The sequence below is a fragment of the Aquabacterium sp. genome, assembly GCF_016234775.1.
Lineage (GTDB): Bacteria > Pseudomonadota > Gammaproteobacteria > Burkholderiales > Burkholderiaceae_C > Aquabacterium.
Genome location: NZ_JACRAH010000050.1, coordinates 56,240 through 73,047, shown reverse-complemented (window position 1 = coordinate 73,047; position 16,808 = coordinate 56,240). Strand labels below are relative to the sequence as shown.

General features: G+C 62.6%; 16 protein-coding genes and 2 tRNA genes. 7 read left to right on the top strand and 11 right to left on the bottom strand.

Features of this window, described 5'->3' with window-relative positions:
* The coding region (locus tag HY836_RS15905) for a bifunctional (p)ppGpp synthetase/guanosine-3',5'-bis(diphosphate) 3'-pyrophosphohydrolase (protein ID WP_290677896.1) at positions 1–1,885 on the top strand (1,885 nt) is incomplete at its 5' end.
* A 4-nt stretch (positions 1,886–1,889) separates the two neighbouring features.
* Here HY836_RS15905 and greB read toward each other — a convergent pair.
* Positions 1,890–2,453 carry a transcription elongation factor GreB gene (gene greB, locus HY836_RS15900; protein ID WP_290677893.1) on the bottom strand — a complete coding sequence of 188 codons (564 nt, stop codon included), beginning with the start codon at positions 2,451–2,453 and terminating at the stop codon, positions 1,890–1,892.
* A 174-nt stretch (positions 2,454–2,627) separates the two neighbouring features.
* Here greB and HY836_RS15895 point away from each other — a divergent pair, with 174 nt between their 5' ends.
* The 6 genes from HY836_RS15895 to HY836_RS15870 all read left to right on the top strand — a co-directional run bounded on the left by HY836_RS15895 (position 2,628) and on the right by HY836_RS15870 (position 9,022).
* Complete coding sequence (locus tag HY836_RS15895) at positions 2,628–3,311, top strand: helix-turn-helix domain-containing protein (protein WP_290677890.1); 684 nt, start codon at positions 2,628–2,630, stop codon at positions 3,309–3,311.
* A gap of 14 nt (positions 3,312–3,325) precedes the next feature.
* Complete coding sequence (locus HY836_RS15890; protein WP_290677887.1) at positions 3,326–4,465, top strand: ATP-binding protein; 1,140 nt, start codon at positions 3,326–3,328, stop codon at positions 4,463–4,465.
* A 14-nt stretch (positions 4,466–4,479) separates the two neighbouring features.
* Positions 4,480–4,860, top strand: coding sequence for a response regulator (locus HY836_RS15885; protein WP_290677884.1), 381 nt, complete (start codon positions 4,480–4,482; stop codon positions 4,858–4,860).
* A 78-nt stretch (positions 4,861–4,938) separates the two neighbouring features.
* Positions 4,939–7,710, top strand: a complete 2,772-nt coding sequence (locus tag HY836_RS15880; protein ID WP_290677881.1) for a PAS domain S-box protein — start codon at positions 4,939–4,941, stop codon at positions 7,708–7,710.
* A gap of 80 nt (positions 7,711–7,790) precedes the next feature.
* Positions 7,791–8,483: a VTT domain-containing protein gene (locus HY836_RS15875; protein ID WP_290677878.1), complete on the top strand. Its 693-nt coding sequence runs from the start codon at positions 7,791–7,793 to the stop codon at positions 8,481–8,483.
* Between the two features lie 173 nt (positions 8,484–8,656).
* Positions 8,657–9,022 carry a response regulator gene (locus HY836_RS15870; RefSeq protein WP_290677875.1) on the top strand — a complete coding sequence of 122 codons (366 nt, stop codon included), beginning with the start codon at positions 8,657–8,659 and terminating at the stop codon, positions 9,020–9,022.
* Between the two features lie 71 nt (positions 9,023–9,093).
* On the opposite strand, the gene HY836_RS15865 is transcribed toward HY836_RS15870, so the two are convergent.
* From HY836_RS15865 to fliD, 10 genes are all read right to left on the bottom strand, one after another.
* A tRNA-Arg gene (locus tag HY836_RS15865) sits at positions 9,094–9,170 on the bottom strand.
* 43 nt (positions 9,171–9,213) lie between these two features.
* A tRNA-Arg gene (locus tag HY836_RS15860) sits at positions 9,214–9,290 on the bottom strand.
* A 75-nt stretch (positions 9,291–9,365) separates the two neighbouring features.
* The gene (locus HY836_RS15855) at positions 9,366–10,619 is read right to left on the bottom strand and encodes a heme biosynthesis HemY N-terminal domain-containing protein (protein ID WP_290677872.1); all 1,254 of its coding nucleotides are present in this window, start codon (positions 10,617–10,619) and stop codon (positions 9,366–9,368) included.
* A gap of 22 nt (positions 10,620–10,641) precedes the next feature.
* Positions 10,642–11,811 (bottom strand): uroporphyrinogen-III C-methyltransferase, encoded by a 1,170-nt coding sequence (locus tag HY836_RS15850; protein ID WP_290677869.1) that lies wholly within the window; start codon positions 11,809–11,811, stop codon positions 10,642–10,644.
* A gap of 62 nt (positions 11,812–11,873) precedes the next feature.
* Positions 11,874–12,713, bottom strand: a complete 840-nt coding sequence (locus tag HY836_RS15845) for a uroporphyrinogen-III synthase (protein WP_290677866.1) — start codon at positions 12,711–12,713, stop codon at positions 11,874–11,876.
* On the bottom strand, positions 12,695–13,639 hold the full coding sequence (gene hemC, locus HY836_RS15840) for a hydroxymethylbilane synthase (RefSeq protein WP_290677863.1): 945 nt from the start codon (positions 13,637–13,639) through the stop codon (positions 12,695–12,697). The genes HY836_RS15845 and hemC overlap by 19 nt, the downstream gene beginning before the upstream one ends.
* A gap of 34 nt (positions 13,640–13,673) precedes the next feature.
* Positions 13,674–14,414, bottom strand: coding sequence for a flagellar brake protein (locus HY836_RS15835; protein ID WP_290677859.1), 741 nt, complete (start codon positions 14,412–14,414; stop codon positions 13,674–13,676).
* Between the two features lie 16 nt (positions 14,415–14,430).
* Positions 14,431–14,736, bottom strand: a complete 306-nt coding sequence (locus tag HY836_RS15830) for a flagellar protein FliT (protein ID WP_290677906.1) — start codon at positions 14,734–14,736, stop codon at positions 14,431–14,433.
* A 38-nt stretch (positions 14,737–14,774) separates the two neighbouring features.
* The gene (gene fliS / locus HY836_RS15825) at positions 14,775–15,185 is read right to left on the bottom strand and encodes a flagellar export chaperone FliS (protein ID WP_290677903.1); all 411 of its coding nucleotides are present in this window, start codon (positions 15,183–15,185) and stop codon (positions 14,775–14,777) included.
* Positions 15,186–15,342: 157 nt separating this feature from the next.
* On the bottom strand, positions 15,343–16,713 hold the full coding sequence (gene fliD / locus HY836_RS15820; RefSeq protein ID WP_290677856.1) for a flagellar filament capping protein FliD: 1,371 nt from the start codon (positions 16,711–16,713) through the stop codon (positions 15,343–15,345).
* Between the last annotated feature and the right edge of the window lie 95 nt (positions 16,714–16,808).

Genomic DNA, 16,808 nt, shown 5'->3' with positions numbered 1-16,808 from the left:
CCTGACCAAGCTGGACAAGCTGCAGTTCTCGACCAAGGAAGAGTCGCAGGCCGAGTCCTTCCGCAAGATGCTGCTGGCCATGGCGCGCGATGTGCGCGTCATCCTGATCAAGCTGGCCGACCGCCTGCACAACATGCGCACGATGGACGCGATGGTGTCGCACAAGCGTGCCCGCATCGCCCGTGAGACGCTGGACATCTACGTGCCCATCGCGCACCGCCTGGGCCTGAACCAGACCTACCGCGAGCTGCAGGAGCTGTCCTTCCAGTACATCAACCCCTGGCGGCATTCGGTGCTGTCCAAGGCCGTCAAGAAGACGCGTGGCAACCGCCGCGATCTGGTGGACCGCATCCGCAAGGAAGTGGAAGAAGCCTTCCATGACGCGGACATGCAGGTCGAGGTCTACGGCCGCGAGAAAACCATCTTCTCGATCTACAACAAGATGATCGAAAAGCACCTGAGCTTTGCGCAGGTGAGCGACATCTTCGGCTTTCGCATCGTCGCGCGCGAGCTGCTCGATTGCTACCGCGCCCTGGGCGTGCTGCACCAGCTCTACAAGCCGCTGCCGGGCCGCTTCAAGGACTACATCGCCATCCCCAAGGCCAACGGCTACCAGTCGCTGCACACCACGCTGGTGAACCCGGTGGGCACGGCCGTGGAGTTCCAGATCCGCTCGCAGGCCATGCACGCGGTGGCCGAAAAGGGCATTGCTGCGCACTGGATGTACAAGGAGCAGGATGCGGCCGATGACGCCTCGCCGCAGCAGGCCGCCGTGTGGCTGCAGTCGCTCATCGACATCCAGCACGAAACGCGTGATTCTGCCGAGTTCCTGGAGCACCTCAAGATCGACCTCTTCCCCGAGTCGGTCTATGTGCTGACGCCCAAGTCGCGCATCGTGGCCTTGCCCAAGGGCGCCACGCTGGTGGACTTCGCCTATGCGATCCACTCTGGCGTGGGCGACCGCTGCGTGTCGGCCAAGGTCAATGGCGAGCCGGTGGCCTTGCGCACCGAATTGCGCAGCGGCGATGTGGTCGAGATCATCACGGCCGCGAGCGCCAAGCCCAACCCGAGCTGGTTGAACTTCGTGCGCACGGGCCGGGCCCGTTCCAAGATCCGCCACTACCTCAAGAACATGGAGGCTGAAGAGTCTCTGGAGCTCGGCGAGAAGCTGTTGGGGCAGGCGCTGCGGTCTGAAGGGCTGACCTTGCCGGCTGGCGACGAGAACACCGAGGGCCCGGCAGGGCATCTGTGGCAGGGTCTGATTCGCTGGGGCGGCAACCGCAGCCGCGACGAGTTGCTCGCCGACATCGGCCTGGGCCGCAAGATCGCCACCATGGTGGCCAAGCGCCTGGCGCAGTTGATGGCCGAGACCGGCGCCAAGCCCGATGCCCTGACGCTGACCCTGGGCCGCTTCTCTGATGAGACGCCTTCGAACGGATCGGTCATCATCGATGGCAGCGAGGGGGCTACGATGCAACTGGCGCCTTGCTGTTGCCCGGTGCCAGGCGACCCGATTGCGGGCTACCTGGGCCGTGGTGAAGGCCTGGTGGTGCACACGCAATCATGCGGCGTGGGCAAGCGCCTGTTCGAGCGAGACAGCGAACGCTGGATCGATGTGAGCTGGTCGGATGAGCCCGCGCGCCTGTTCGAAACGGCCGTGAAGGTGCTGGTGGCCAACGGCAAGGGCGTGCTGGCCCAGGTAGCGGCGGCCATCAGCAGTGCCGAGACCGACATCACCCACATCGAGATGGGTGACGAGCGTCTGGGCGAGACGGCCGAACTGAAGCTCACGCTGTCGGTGCGTGACGCGGAACACCTGGCTGATGTGATCCGCACGCTCAAGCGTTGCCCTGTGGTGCTCAAGGCTGAACGCTTCAGCCAGTAACGCCTCAGTGACTGGTTTGCGGTGCCGGATACCGGACCTTGATGACTTCCAGGCGCTCCAGCCCGCCGGGCGTCATCAACTGCACTTCGTCGCCTTCACGGGCCTTGAGCAAGGCCCGTGCGATCGGTGATACCCAACTGACTTCACCCTGAAGGCTATCGACCTCGTCGATGCCCTTGATCGTGATCGTGCGCGAGACACCCGCCAGGTTCTCGTAGGTCACCGTGGCGCCGAAGAACACCTGGTCATGCCCATGGTGCAGGCTGGGGTCGGCCACCTCGGCGATGTCCAGCCGTTTGGTCAGGAAGCGGATGCGGCGGTCGATCTCTCGCAGGCGCTTCTTGCCGTAGATGTAATCGCCGTTTTCGGAGCGGTCGCCATTGGAGGCCGCCCAGTGCACGATTTCCACGATCTTGGGGCGCTCGATGTCGATCAGATTGAGCAACTCTGTGCGCAGGCGTTGATAGCCCTGGGGCGTGATGTAGTTCTTGCCGCCAGCAGGCAGTGGGGGCAGCGACAGTTCGTCGTCATCGTCCCCGTCGGGTTCCTTGGTGAAGGCTTTGTTCATGGAACACGATTGTGCCCAATTCGCAGGCTGAGCCAAAGCGTCACTTCTTCACGCGGGCACCTTCTTTGTGCATGAGAAAGCGCACCGCAAGGCTTTTGAACTCGCAAAAATGAAATTGCTGCCGATAAGGACGGTATCTCAACTGCCAAGTGGCGAGAGTTTGAAAGGCGCGAGATGTCTCAAGTCATCCCTCTGGGCCCTGCGGCCCGCATGCTGACGACCCGTGAAGCAGCCCTGCGCCTGGGCGTTTCACTGCGTACCGTACAACTGTGGGTGGAGGCCGATATCCTGCCTGCAGCGCGCACGCCCGGTGGTCATCGGCGGATTCCCTACAACGCGGTGGAGGCGCTGGCCTTGAGCACAGGCCTGGGTGGTGAAACCATGCCTCGCAGTGCCTTGACGCGGCCGCATGCGCATGCATTGCTGGATACCGCGCCCATGGCGACACCCGTTGGGCCTGCGTATGGCGCAGCGCCGATGGACGTGCTGTTGGTTGCCGATGACCAGGATTGGCAGGTACGGTGCGCACAGGCCATGCAGCCTTATGGTTCTGCCGTGAGCTTGCGCTTTGCCGAAACCGGCTACCTGGCCTTGCTGCAGATCGGCCAAAAAGTGCCGGACCTGCTGATCACGAATCTGGAGCTGCCAGGTATGGATGGCATGGCCATGCTGCGCACCTTGGAGCGTTGTGAGTCGATTGCCAACATGCGCATTCTGGTGCTGACCGAATGTGGTGCACATGATCTGGCAAGGCGCGGTGGATTGCCCAAGTCCGCCGAAGTCATGACCTTGCCCGTTACCGCAGAAGCGGTGGCCGTTCGCGTTGGCCGATGGTTGTTAGGGCAACGCGTCTCATGAGTTAGGAGTTCATCATGAACGAGGCTTTCCGTCTGCTGTTCGACCAGGTCAAGAGTGGCGTGGTATGGGTTCAGCGTGATGGCGTGGTGCGATATGCCAACAAGGCTGCCGTTCAGATGACGCCGGTGATGCTGGGCCGGCCCATGATGGATCCCGTGGCCGAGCGTACTGTGCAGGCTGCTTCACAAGGCATGCTCAAGCTGCCTTTTGCCTTCGAGTTGACCACTCAGGAGGCTCATCCTGATGCCATTCGCGCCGTCGTGATTGACGCACCGGTTGGGCACGACCTGATGGTGGTACTCAACAACGTGTCGCAAGAGCGTTGGTATTCGCAGGCGCTGGAAAACCTCATCGGCTATATCGAAGCCGAGATGGCGCAGCCCATCGACATGCTCTACCAGAAGTTGCCCAAGACGGCGCAGCTGGTGCAGCAGCAAGGTGCCGCCGTGGATCTCAAGGCCTTGGTCCAGGAGGCTGCCGCCCTGTCCATCAAGCTTGGAAAACTGAGGGACCTGGTATCCGTGTTCGGCGAGAGCGCGATCCAGCGTGATGAGCGGATCATGGTGACCGAGTTGATCAACAAGGCCCTGGCCGAGGTGCTGCCTGTGGCCAAGGCGCGCAACATCACCTTGAGCCTCGCAGACCCTGATCACGAGATGCCTGCGGTATATGGCAGCTCGCATTGGCTGGGCAAGGCCATGTCGGAATACCTGGAGCAATCAATACGCAGCGCACAGTCAGGTGGCTTCATCGAATTGACAGTACAGACGGTCGGTTCGCACGTGATGGTTCGGGCTCGCAACCAGGGCCTTTTCGTGTCCAACCATGAACGCCGCAACGCCTATGTGCCATTCGGCGTGGGGGACTCGGCCAAGGCGCCCGAGCAGCGACGCGGCATCGGGCTGGCCTTGGCTCAGCGCATTCTGGAACAACACGGCGGCTCGGTGCGCATCGAGGATGAATTCGACAGCGTGGATTTTGTCCTGGAGATTCCCGCCGGAGCCCCGGCGGCACAGGATGCTCAGTTGTCCGTGGAACAGGCGCAGCGCTATGCCCGTGACATGTCTCAATTACTGGCCAGAAGCATGGCCAAGCGTGCAAAGCTGGATGACAAGAACAACGCCGACACCCCTGCCAATGCAGACAAGGCGTGAAACCGGAGAGCAACATGACCCACCGCATTCTCATCGTTGAAGACCAGGCAGACATCTGCAAGCTCATCCGCATGACGCTGGAGTTTGGCGACTTCGAGATACATGAAGCCCATGACGGCGAGACGGGCTTGAACATGGCCAGGGCCGTCAAGCCCCATGTGATGCTGCTGGACGTGATGATGCCCGGCCTGCTGGATGGTTATCAAGTTTGCACCCGCATCAAGCAGGACCCTGATCTCAAGAAGATCCAGGTGGTGATGCTCACGGCTCGCGGTCAGGCCACCGATCTGGCTGCAGGCTCAGCGGCCGGCGCAGATGCCTACCTGGTCAAGCCTTTCAGTCCGCTGGAATTGATCGAACGCGTTGAGACCATGGCTGGCGCCTCGGTGGTGTGATCCTGGCGCCTGAACACTGGCCGCTGCCGGCGGTGCCATCAGGTGGTTTTTCAGGCAGCCTGCTTGCAGGAGTTGGTCATGAGCGATAGCGCTGTGAGTGACGATCTGCCCGAGGCCGTGAGTCATTTGTTGATTCGACTGGAAGGCCTGACGGGGCGCATGCCCAAGGCTCGTGTGGTGACGCTGATCCTGACGGCGGGGATGCTGCTGACGGCCCTTGTCACGGGAGCGGTCTGGTGGGCAGAACAATATCGATCTCGGCAGGCCTTGGAGGCCACGGCCAGCCGTTCCCGGGTCATGATGCAGGAGCGGCTCGACAGCCGAGTGGCCTCTGCGATGCAGCTCGCGGACTGGGCAACCTCTTCATCGCCACTGCTGTCCGGTGGCAAGAACGAGGTGTGGACATCGCATGGCTTGACACTGATGGATGCACGCAGCCTGGCTTCTGGTCGTCTGCATCAGATTCTGTCGGTTTCAAAGTCACAGGCTGAAACGCTGGCGCAATGCATGCTGCGCATGCCTGATCAGCGAACCGTACAGGTGTGCGAGGTGCGCGATCATTTGCCCTCCGATGTGGCCTGGTATGTCGTCAGGCGCCTCAAGGCGAGTTCCGGTGGCTGGGTGCTGTTGCGTGTGGACCATGCCAACATGAATGCTGAACTGGACGATGGCATGTTCTGGCGAGCTCACGCCAGGCTCGCCGGCGTGGCCGATACAGCTTCTGTGAATGCGTCTGCCTATGTGAAGGGAATGGACATCCGTGTGCCGGGCAGTGATGCGCTGCTTCCCATCATCGTCGAGGGGGTCGCACGTCCTCAAACCCTGATGGATTCGTGGACACGCCAGACCGGGATGTGGGTGGCTGGCGCGGCTGGCGCTTTGTTCACCCTGGCAGCCTTGCATGTCTATCTGATGCTCATCTCGACTCGCAAGCGTGCCAGGGAGATGGCCATCGAAATGTCTTCCGCCTTGCATCACACGCAGTCTCGCAATCAGGCTGTGATGGACACGGCGGCGGACGCCATCATCATCACGGATAACGCGGGACGGGTGCACTGGTGCAACCAGGCCACGACGAGTCTGTTTGGCCGAACTCTGGCCGAGCTGGACGGGCAGTCGATCAGCTCGATCCTGCCGGTGATCGGGGCCGATGATGTGGATGCCTGGTTTGCCCGGTATGGCTTTTCCAATCGCGTGATTGGCTACGAGACGACAGGGCTGCGCGCTGAAGGAACGGCGTTCCCTGTCGCCCTGTCTGCCAGCCGTGTGCTGTTGAACGACGAGGTGATGCAGACCTTCATCGTGCGTGACACGACCGATGCCAAATGGGCAGAACAGGAGTTGGCCCTGCGGGATCGAGCCCTGGCTTCGTCAGCCGATGGCGTGATCATCTCGTCCATGACGCTGCCCAACCAGCCCATCATCTATGTCAACCATGCGTTCGAACGCATCACGGGGTACGAGGCCCACGAGGTTCTCGGCCTCAACTGCAAGCTGCTTCAGCGCAGTGATGTGAACCAGCCGGCCCTCGCCACCATGCGTGAAGCCATTCGCAAGGGGGAGAGCTGTGAAGTCGTTGTACGCAACTACCGCAAGGACGGCACCCTTTTCTACAACGAACTGGCGATATCTCCCGTGTTGAATCCAGAGGGCGTCTTGACTCATTACGTGGGCGTGCAGACGGATATCACCGAGCGGATCGCTGCAGAGCAGGTGCTTCATCTGCGTACGGAACGGCTCAACGCCGTGTTCGATCTCAGCCCTGATGGGTTTGTGGTGCTGGACAAGCGCGGTGAAGTCAGCATCGTCAACCCATCTTTCGAGCGTATGACCGGCCTGATGGCTGGCGATCTGGTTGGACAGTCGCGTGACGCGTTTGAAGAGTCCTTGATGGCGCGCTGCAAATCCACGGAACTTGATGAACGTGGCAATCTGGCGCCTCTGGTCGGGCAAAGCGGTGATGGAGACGGCTCGAACTGTGCCTCCAGGCAACTGCTGCACCTGCATACGCCAACAGCAAGAACGCTGGTGCGGCGTGTACGGCAGGGCGCGCACGACAACGAGACGGTGATGTACTTCCGTGACATCACGCACGAGCTGGAAGTGGACCGCATGAAGAGTGAATTCCTGGCCATGGCCGCGCATGAACTGCGCACGCCCATGGTCAGCATCTTCGGTTTCACGGAGCTGCTGCTCAAGCGCAACTTCAATGACGAGCGGCGTCAGGACATGCTGGGCACCATTCACAAACAGGCCAGCATTCTCATCAACCTGGTCAATGAGCTGCTGGATCTGGCGCGCATTGAGGCGCGCCGTGGCAAGGACTTCAAGCGGCAGTTGCAGCCTATCGGCCCCATCATCGAGCAGGTCCTGGATGGGCTCAAGGTCCCGGGTGATCGGCGCAAGGTTCGCGTGCACATGGATGCGCCGCAGTGCCTGATATGGGCGGACACGGACAAGCTGGGGCAAGCCGTGCTCAATGTGCTGTCCAATGCCTACAAGTACTCACCGCAAGGTGGCGAGATTCATTTGCACGTTCGGCCGGAACCGAGTCTTCAGCAGTTGGTGATCGAGGTGACGGACCACGGCATCGGCATGACGCCCGATCAACTCGCGCGGGTGTTCGAGCGCTTCTTCCGTGCCGACCCATCAGGCAATATTCCCGGAACCGGGTTGGGCATGAGCCTGGTCAAGGAAATCGTGACACTGCACGAAGGGCAGGTAGATGTGGCCAGCGAGTTCGGGCGTGGCACCACGGTGCGCATCACCCTGCGCGCGCAGTTGGGTGCGCCACAAATGCCCCCCGATCTCCGGGGGATTGAAGACGACACCAAGGTAAGCACCGGCTGATTTCGAGCACGTCATGCCTCAAGATGCTGCAGCCTGTGGCATGAGGGGGTCGGCAGGCGCCCCGCTTGATGGAGTCTGTTGTGAGTGACAAGCCTGTGGCTGCCGGTGGGCAGATCTGGCGCTGGCTGCTGCTGGCCACGTACCTGTCGATCCTGGTTGGGTTGACCGTGCTGCTGCGCCAACCGGACATGCGCCATTGGCTTGATCCACAATCGCTCAGCGAGACGGGCCGCCATCTGCTGGCCTTGCCCTTCGGGCCACTGGCAGTCATCGGTGGCTATGTGATTGCCGTGATGATGGGCATGCCGGTGCTGGTGCTGATCACTGTGGGCGCCCTGATCTTCACCCCCTGGCCAGGCATGGCCTACGCCTTGATCGGCATGGTGGCAGGGGCGACCGTGACCTATGGGATCGGTCGCTTTACCGGCGCGCAAACCATGGACCGCTGGACCAAGGGTCGACTGGCCTTGCTGTCCACACATTTGCAGCGGCGCGGCTTGGTGACCGTCATGCTGGTGCGGGCCATGCCGGTGGCGCCCTTCATCATGGTCAACATGGTGGCCGGGGCCTTGCGTGTGCGACTGCGCGACTACGTGCTGGGCACCTTCTTCGGTTTGATGCCCGGCACGATCATGATCTCCCTGTTCATGGATCGGCTGGCCGAGGCTTGGCGTGATCCTGGCGTGAGCAGCTATGCGGCTCTGGCTGCCTGTGTGCTGGTGCTGGCCGTCGTTTTTTGGTGGATGCGACGCAAGCTCCGGCGCCCGGCATGATTGCGGCCGGGGGGGGCGAGTTGGCTCGAACAGGTTCAGCAGGACAGTGCGTGATCAATCGACGGATATGCGCTGGACCAGTCTTGTTGTTGTTTGGATGGGCTTGACTTGCCTGGGGGAACATGTACGGTGCGGTCAATCCTCTCACCCCACTCATAAATTGGCGGGTCAACATGAGCAAGACAGTTCTCGTCGTGGATGATTCAGGCACCTTCCGGCAGGTGGTGAACATGGCCCTGACCAAGGCCGGCTACACGGTGATCGAGGCCGTTGACGGCAGGGATGCCTGTACCAAGCTGGCGGCACCGAAACTGGACCTGATCATCTGTGACATCAACATGCCTCACATGGACGGCATCGAGTTTGCCAAGCGGGCCAAAGCTTCCGCGCACAAGTTCACGCCAATCCTGATGATCACCACCGAGTCGCGCAGCGAGATCAAGGCCGAAGGCCGGGCTGCCGGCGTGCGGGGCTGGATCGTCAAACCGTTTCAGCCTTCGCAGTTGATCGAGGCGGTCAGCAAGCTGTGCTCGTCCTGAGCTGAGCGTGACACAAAGAAAAACAGCCTGAAAGCGTTGGCCTTCAGGCTGTTCGTCTAGAACGTATGTTCTGGTGCGGCTGGCAGGATTCGAACCCACGACCCCTTGGTTCGTAGCCAAGTACTCTATCCAACTGAGCTACAGCCGCTAAAAATGTTCTCGGCTACCGGTTCTTCACGATGAGTGATAACTGGTGCGGCTGGCAGGATTCGAACCCACGACCCCTTGGTTCGTAGCCAAGTACTCTATCCAACTGAGCTACAGCCGCCGAGAAGTGAGACTATAGCATGGTTTACGAGCATGTGTAAACAGCTCGTCATTTTTTGCGTGTGAACGACCCTGTTCAGGGTTGTTCCGGCAGGGCGGCAAGGCGGTAGAAGCGTGCGGCTTCTTCTGCGCGGTGTTCGCGTTCGGCCAGTTGCCCCAGCTTGGCCCAGGCCATGCGGCGGCGTTCCAGATCCAGTTGCAGGTCGTTGGCGGCAGACAGCAGCATGCCGCGCGCCTTGCCCCACAACTGGCGCTCCGACAGGGCCAGGCCCAGCGTCAATGCCAGGCTGGGGTTGCGCAGGGCCGATTGTGTGGTGGCATCCAGGCGGGGCAGCCAGTCGGCCTCCAGCCCCAGCAGGCTGTGGGCCAGGGCATTGGACAGGGCGTCGACGGCTTCGGGTGTCTGTTGACCGATGCGGTCCCACAAGGGCGCCAACCATTGACGGGCTTCGATCTGCGCACCCAGATCGGCCATGCGGCGTGCCGCGTGGGCCACCACCATCGGGTCCTTGCGGTCGTTGGTGTCGAGGTTTTGCCACAAGGCGCGCAACTGATCGGCGTCACGCGCCGAATCCAGCGTTTCCACAGCCAGTGTGCGCAGCAGACCTTCCGCGGCGGAGCTGGTGAAGCCCTGGTGCTTGGCCAGCAGGCGGGCTGTTTTCAGGGCTTCAACCGGCTGACGTGCCAGGCGGGTGGCTTGCAGCTTCAGGCGCAGGGCCTGCGTGCGGCGGGCCACACCAGGAGGCAGTTCGGCCAGATCATGCAGGGCGCGGCGGGCGTCGCGGTCGTCCAGGGCACATTCGGCGGCGAGCAGGCGGGCGCCTTCTTCCGTGGCGCGAGGCTTGCGGGTCAGGCGCGACAGATCGAGTGCGCGTTGCAGGTGTTCGTCGCGACGCTTGCGGTCCTGCAGGCGGTGCAGGCTGCCCGCCGACAGCAGGTGGGCCAGCGCCGTGAATTCAGCGTCCAGCGTGAGTTCGGGTGTGTCTGCCTGGATGGCCACAGCCTTTTGGCAGGCCTTGTGGGCGCGGGTGTAGCGGCCGGCCATGTACAAGGCCAGGCCTTCGCGCAGGGCGGCCTGGGCCAACTTGTCACGTTGGGAAACGCGCCAGCGCTTGGCACGTTCGGGCAGGGCCAGCAGGCCGTCGAGGCCGCGCACCAGCGAATAGATGGCCAGGAAGATCAGCACCAGGCCCAGCAGGAAGAGGTTGAGCGAGATGTCGGCGCGCCAGCCCAGCCAGTAGATGGTAACCAGGCCGTCATTGGCGCCCAGGGCTGTGGCGCCCACCACGGCGGCCACAGCCAGGACCAGGAACCAGACGATGGAGCGCATGTCGGGGCGTCCTCGCTGCGGCTCAGCGGCCGCCCGATACCGTGGCCAGTGCGGCCAGGGTGTCGTCGGGGCGGGGCACGGTGATCTGCTGGCTCTGGGCGGCCACGTCCGTCAGCATCGATTGCAGCAATTGCGTCTTGCGCGACTGCAGGTCGAAGTAGCGCGGCACGGTCGCCTGGATGTTCTGCAAATCAGCCAGCGCCACGGTGTTCTGGCGGCTCAGCAGGGCCAGACGTGCGTTCAGCAGGCGCAGCTTGATGTTTTCTCGCAGGAAGAAGCCCTGATCGGGGGAGATCAGCATGCCTTCGGGGCGGTTGATGCGCGTCAGGCGTATCAGGCCACGGGTCTCGTTCCAGAAAGTCTGAGCGGCGCCTTTGGTCCAGTCGAGCACATGGCTGCCCCAGGTGTCGGTAGCGGCGTCAGGTGCTGAGGCGGAGGCTGCAGCCTGCGCGGCGTTCTTGTTCTTGCCACCGGCCTTGCCAGCGGGCACAGGCTTGGGTGCCGCTTCCGCCTTGGGCAAGGGCGGCATCGTGGCTTCCGGCTGATTGAGAAGGGGAACTTCGTCCACCAGACGGGCGGCCTCATCCAGTCGGATGGTCAGGGAGCTGGTGTCGGCCACGCGGGTGGCACGGACGCGGTCCAGATCCTTGGCCAGGGCGCGGCGGATGTTGTCCAGGCGCGGCTGGCGGGCGCGAGCCAGGCGATCATCGGCGGACTGCATGGCGGTGATCAGGGGCTCGGCACTGCCGGTCAGGTTGGCTTGCTGGCTGGCCACGCGCAGGCCGGCTTCGATGTCGGCCACGAGGTTTTCATCCCGCGACAGGCTCAGTGTCTTGATCAGATCTTCAACCTGGCTGCGCTGCAGGGCCACTTCCGTGATCCGCGTCTCCAGCAGGGTCGAGCGGGCGGTGGCTTCGCGTGCGGCCTCCTGGGCCTGGCGAGCCAGCACCCGGGCCTCGGTGGCCTGCCCCTGGCTGTCGATTTGCCGGCGCACCAGTTCCTGTTCGAGTGACTGCACTTTTTTCTGCGTGTTCCAGGCGACCCACCCGGCGCCGGCCGTGGCCACGCTCAGGATGACAACGGCCCAGCGTACCCAGCCGGCGGGAACGTCGGAATCGCCCTGCGGGTCGAGCGGCAAGGGCTCTACCTCGATGGGCGTGGGGAGGTTGGTGGGGGCGCTGGTGTCGGTCACAGTGAAATCATTGTATCGACGTGCCTGGATTTCACCCGAGAAGACAGTGTATGCAAGCCCGCTTACTCGGGAGATCGTAGTGCTTCCACCACTGCAGACAGGGTGGGTCGGGTCGAGGTGATGCGCCGGATGCCCAGTTGCTGGCAACGCTCGGCGATTTTCGGATGCGTGACCACCGCCCGCGCGGCAGACCAGTCTGGCATCGCCAGGCCGTGCGCGGGTAGGTGGTGTTGAACGAGGTGGTCAATGGCCTGGGAGCTGCTGAACAGCCAGGTGTGGTCCTCGGGGTGTTGCAGTGCTTGGGCGGCCAGGGCCTGTTGGGCGGGCGACCAATCACCAGGGGCGCGCTGGTAGGTCAGCACGGATTGAACGCTGGCACCTTTTGCACGCCATTGATCGCTGAGCCAGTTGCGGCCTTTGGCTTCTTGCTGATCGCCGCCGCTGATGATGACCACCTGTTGGCCTTGCCAGTTCATCGTGGCCAGCAAAGGCCACAGCGTTTCGGAATCAAACTGTTCGGCCGAGGCGTCCGGGCAGATGATCTGCGCTTGCGTGAGGCCGGTCTCGGCGCCTGCGCCCATGAGGCTGGCTGCTGTGCCGGGGCCTGGCGTGGCCGCCAGCGTGCCGGCCGGCCATCGTGCGTCATGCGGGCGCATCTGAAAGAACCAGTGCACCGCTGCCGGGCTCACGAACATGAACAGGCGTTGAGAGGCCAGGTTCTGCCAGAGTTGCGCGACCGGCGTTGGGTCGGCTGGCCCGCCTATGGCGATCAGCGGCAGGGCGTGAGCGTCCAGCCCGTTGGATTGCAGGTCGGCTGCCCAGATGCTGGCTTGCGGTTCTGGCCGTGTGACCAGAACCTGCAGGCCTTGGGCGGGTGTGGATGTCAAAGTGCCGCCAGCCATTGCGGGCCGGCCTGCGCCTTGAGCTGGGCGGCCACGGCCTGGCCCAGCGCTTCTGCCTCGGCGTGGCTGCGCGGCTGACCCTCGGTCTGCGCTTGCACCAGTGTGGCGTGCTCGGGGTGGCCCAGCAGGCTGCGCAGCACCAGGGTGTCGCCACGCCATTCGGCGAAGGCAGCCAATGGCATGGAGCAACTGCCGCCCATGGCGCGGGACACGGCGCGCTCGGCCAGGGTGGCCAGCCAGGTGGGCTCGTGCGCCAGCTTGAGCAGTGCGGGGCCCAGGTCAGCATGGTCCGTCCGGATTTCCAGGCCCAGGGCGCCCTGACCGGCAGCGGGCAGCATGTCGTTGGTGTCGATCACTTCGCGGATGCGATCAGCCAGGCCCAGGCGTTTGAGGCCGGCGGCCGCCAGCACGATGGCGTCGTACTGGCCTTCATCGAGCTTGCGCAGACGGGTGTCGAGGTTGCCGCGCAGGGCTTCGATGCGCAGATCCGGGCGGCGAGCGCGTAACTGCACCAGGCGGCGCAGGCTGGACGTGCCCACAACGGCGCTTTGCGGCAGATCGGCCAGGCGGGCGTACTTGTTCGACACCAGGGCGTCGCGCGGGTCTTCGCGCTCCATCACGGCTGCCAGGATGAAGCCTTCGGGCATCTCCATGGGCACGTCCTTGAGCGAATGCACGGCCAGATCGGCGCGGCCTTCTTCCAGCGCGACTTCCAGTTCCTTGACGAACAGGCCCTTGCCACCCACTTTGGACAAGGCGCGGTCAAGAATCTGGTCACCCTTGGTGGTCATGCCCAGCAGGTCCACCTGGCGGCCGAAGCGGCTTTGCAGCAGGTCACGGACGTGCTCGGCCTGCCACAGGGCCAGGCGGCTTTCACGGGTGGCGATCACCCAAGGAGACGAGGGGGTAGAAACAGTCGCGGTCATGGGCCGATGCTATCAGCCCGGGCGCCTGCTTTCCTTAACGCTTGTCAGCCAGCAGTGCCAGACGGCGTTTTTGCGTCTGGTTGATGTAGTGCTGCAGGCGCCGGTCGCTCCAGTCCATGCCGACCAGTTCGCAGCCCAGGCGTGCGCCTTTGGATTCCGGGTGTATGGCGGTGACGTGGTGGATCAACAGCGAGACTTCCATATTGGTGTCATCGTCCAGATCCAGGTGGCATTGGCCGATCTTGACGCCTGCGGCGATCATTGGCACGTTGTCCGGTAGAAACAGTGCAACCCCGCTGAGACTGACATCCAGTACGCGCAAGGCGAGCTGCATGTCGGGCATGGCCGGGTGGCGAAAACGCGCGACAGGGCTCTTGACGGCCAGTGGCTGCACGCGAAATGCCGATCGTCGTTGAAAGCGAAACAGCACGCGTGGGTAGCGTGCGTTCAGTGCAGCGTGATGCCCGCCTTTGACATGCACCACGCCTTCCAGATCGAACTGGAGTTTGATGTTGTCCAGGTAGGCTACTGCCACGATCTCGCCAGACTCCAGCAGCGCATCCAGGCGTGCGTCGCCATCTTCGGCACTGAAGCACAAGGTGTCTCGACCATTGTCGGCTGACCACATCAAGGTCGTGTAGCTGTCACCGTTGGGCCCACTGAGGGTCACCAGCGCACGTGCATCCAGCAGTTGCTGAAGATAGGCTTGCACTTCGACTTCCGACGTGATGCGGTAGTCGTCCAGTGCTGCGGCTTCGGCGCGTGAACCCGGCATGGTGTCCCTTCAATGCTCAGTGCATCTTGGTGGGATCAGTGGCATTGCCCATCATGCGGCTCAGATCATTGATCCAGGGCTCCGCCAGATTGCGGATCTCGGCGTCGTTGACCAGGATGCGTTGCATGATGCGGCTCTTGAGGGCGACCTCATCGGGGCCCAATGGGAGCTCGTCGGAGGCGTGCTTGAGTTGGGCGATCAGCACGGCGCAAGCGCCTTCCAGCTTGACGACGGTGTCCCAGTCGCCGGCGCGGGCGGCGTTGAGCATGTCCAGGCTGGCGTGTTCGATGGCTTCGTAGTAGCTCAACAGGTTCCCGTTCATCAGGTCTTCGTCGGGCGCAGTGATCAATTCAGGGGCGTTCATGCATGCACCTCCATGGCTGCGCGGACAACAGTGGCATCGGCGGGGGCAATGGTCACCCACGCATCTCGGATCGGGGTCAGCAGCCTGGCGCATTCATCCAGCGCATTGATGTCATTGCGCAGGTTGGCTTGCGTCAGGCGCATGACGATGTAGCCGTACAGGTCATTGAGGTGCTGGGCCAGTTCGCCGCCGGCGCGCATGTCCAGTCCGGCCTTGAGGCCTTCATCGACGATGCGCACGGTCTTGGAGATGGCCGAGCATTTGGCTTCGATGCTGCGAGCCTGCATGGCGCCCTTGGCCTGGGCGATGCTGTCGAGTGCACCATTGAAAAGCAGGGTGATCAGCTGATGAGACGAGGCGCCACTGACACCGGTCTCGATGTCAATTTGGCGATACACGCTGCTCATTTGTTTGGAACTGAACATACTGGCAGAAGAACCTGTAGCAGTGGCGTACATCTGGAACTCTTGGGTAATGCTGAATTCAGCGTTATGAGCTTTATCGGCATCACCCCCGGCAGCTTGAACTCCTGGGCGTGATGTGATCCCAGGAAATAGGCGGCTTTCAGGCCTCGTTTGCCGACATCGCGTTTTCGTCCTCGTGCGTGGACGACGCGGCGTACTGTTCAAGCAGGCGCTGTCTGTAGAGCGTTCCGGCGGTTGACGCGGTTTCGCTACGCTGCTGAGCGCCTGGTCCGTTCGCGCTGGTCTGCTCGCTGGATTCGGCCTGCCTGCCTGACAGGGCCAGCAGCCGCGCGGCGATGCCAGAGGCTTGTTCTTTTCCACCGGCAGCGTCGAAGAGTTGTTCAACCTTGCCAGGATCTTGTTCAAGCGACTGGTTCAATCTGGCTGTGTCGATGGAAAGCAGTCCATCGGGGGCCAATTGCATTCCGATGTCCTTGAACTGTGAGCCTGACGGCGTGAGCGTTTTGCCCTTTGAACTGAACGCTTCCTGCATGCTTTGCTGGATGGCACGGGCATCCAGCACGCTGCTGTCATCGGGCGACTGATCGGATTGGGCCAGTTGCGACACCATGTTGTTGTACGCGTGCGCGAAAGACTGGATGTCCTTGGCCATGGCCTGTGTGTCGGTTTCGACATGGATCGTCGCAGAGCCGCCCTCTTGGCCATTGAGCCGCAAGGTCAGGCCAGTTGGTTCGTCTTCAATCAGGTTTTGACCAGACTGAACCTCTCGTCCGTCGATTTTGATCCTGGCGTCCTGGCCGGGTTGTGTCAAGGCCGCACCGCCACTGACCTGTGCCGGGTTGAATCCCATGGCGGCCAGGGTTTGGGCGGCCTTGTCGTCGCCTTTGTTGGTGGGTTCGGCTTCTACCTTGAAACCGTTGCCTGAGCCCGTTGAGGTGGAGCGCAGAACCAGTCTGGATCCGGTCGCATCACTGACCACGGTGGCAATCACGCCGACGCCGGCCGCATTGATCTTGTCTCGGATGTGCTCAAGTGAGGTGTCCTTGGGACCAAAGGTGACACTGGCTTTGGGCCAGTTCGGATTGGTGGCAAAGGTGCTGGTAGAGCTGTTCCAAGTGCCCAGTTGCAAGTCGAGCGTCCCTATGCCCACCACCGTGGACAGCGATGAAAAGCTGGCCGACGTGGTGGTTTGCGCGGTGGCGAGGGCGTCCACGCTGATGGCGTAGTCGCCTGGTGCGGCTTTGTCGCTTACAGCTTGAACCAGGGCCTCGTTGTTCGAGGTGGCCTTGGTCGCCTGCCAGGTCTGGCTCTTGTTGAGCTGGGCAGCAGCGTCCAGCACGGCTGATGTGGCGCTGCGCAACTTGCCGGCAGACGAAATGCGGGTGTCGGGCTCGGCATCGGTGGTCCGAGCTGTGGCTGTACCTGCTTGCGGGCGCGCAAAGGCCGAAGCGTTGACCATCAACTGAAGGTCAACGCCGTCAACTCTTGATGCTGAGCCTACGGTAGCCATGGTGCTGTCCTATCGCCTCATCTCACCTGTCACATGCGGTTGGGAATGGCCCCTTGCCATTCGCGGCACACCGCTTGTCTTGGGTTTCGGCTGGA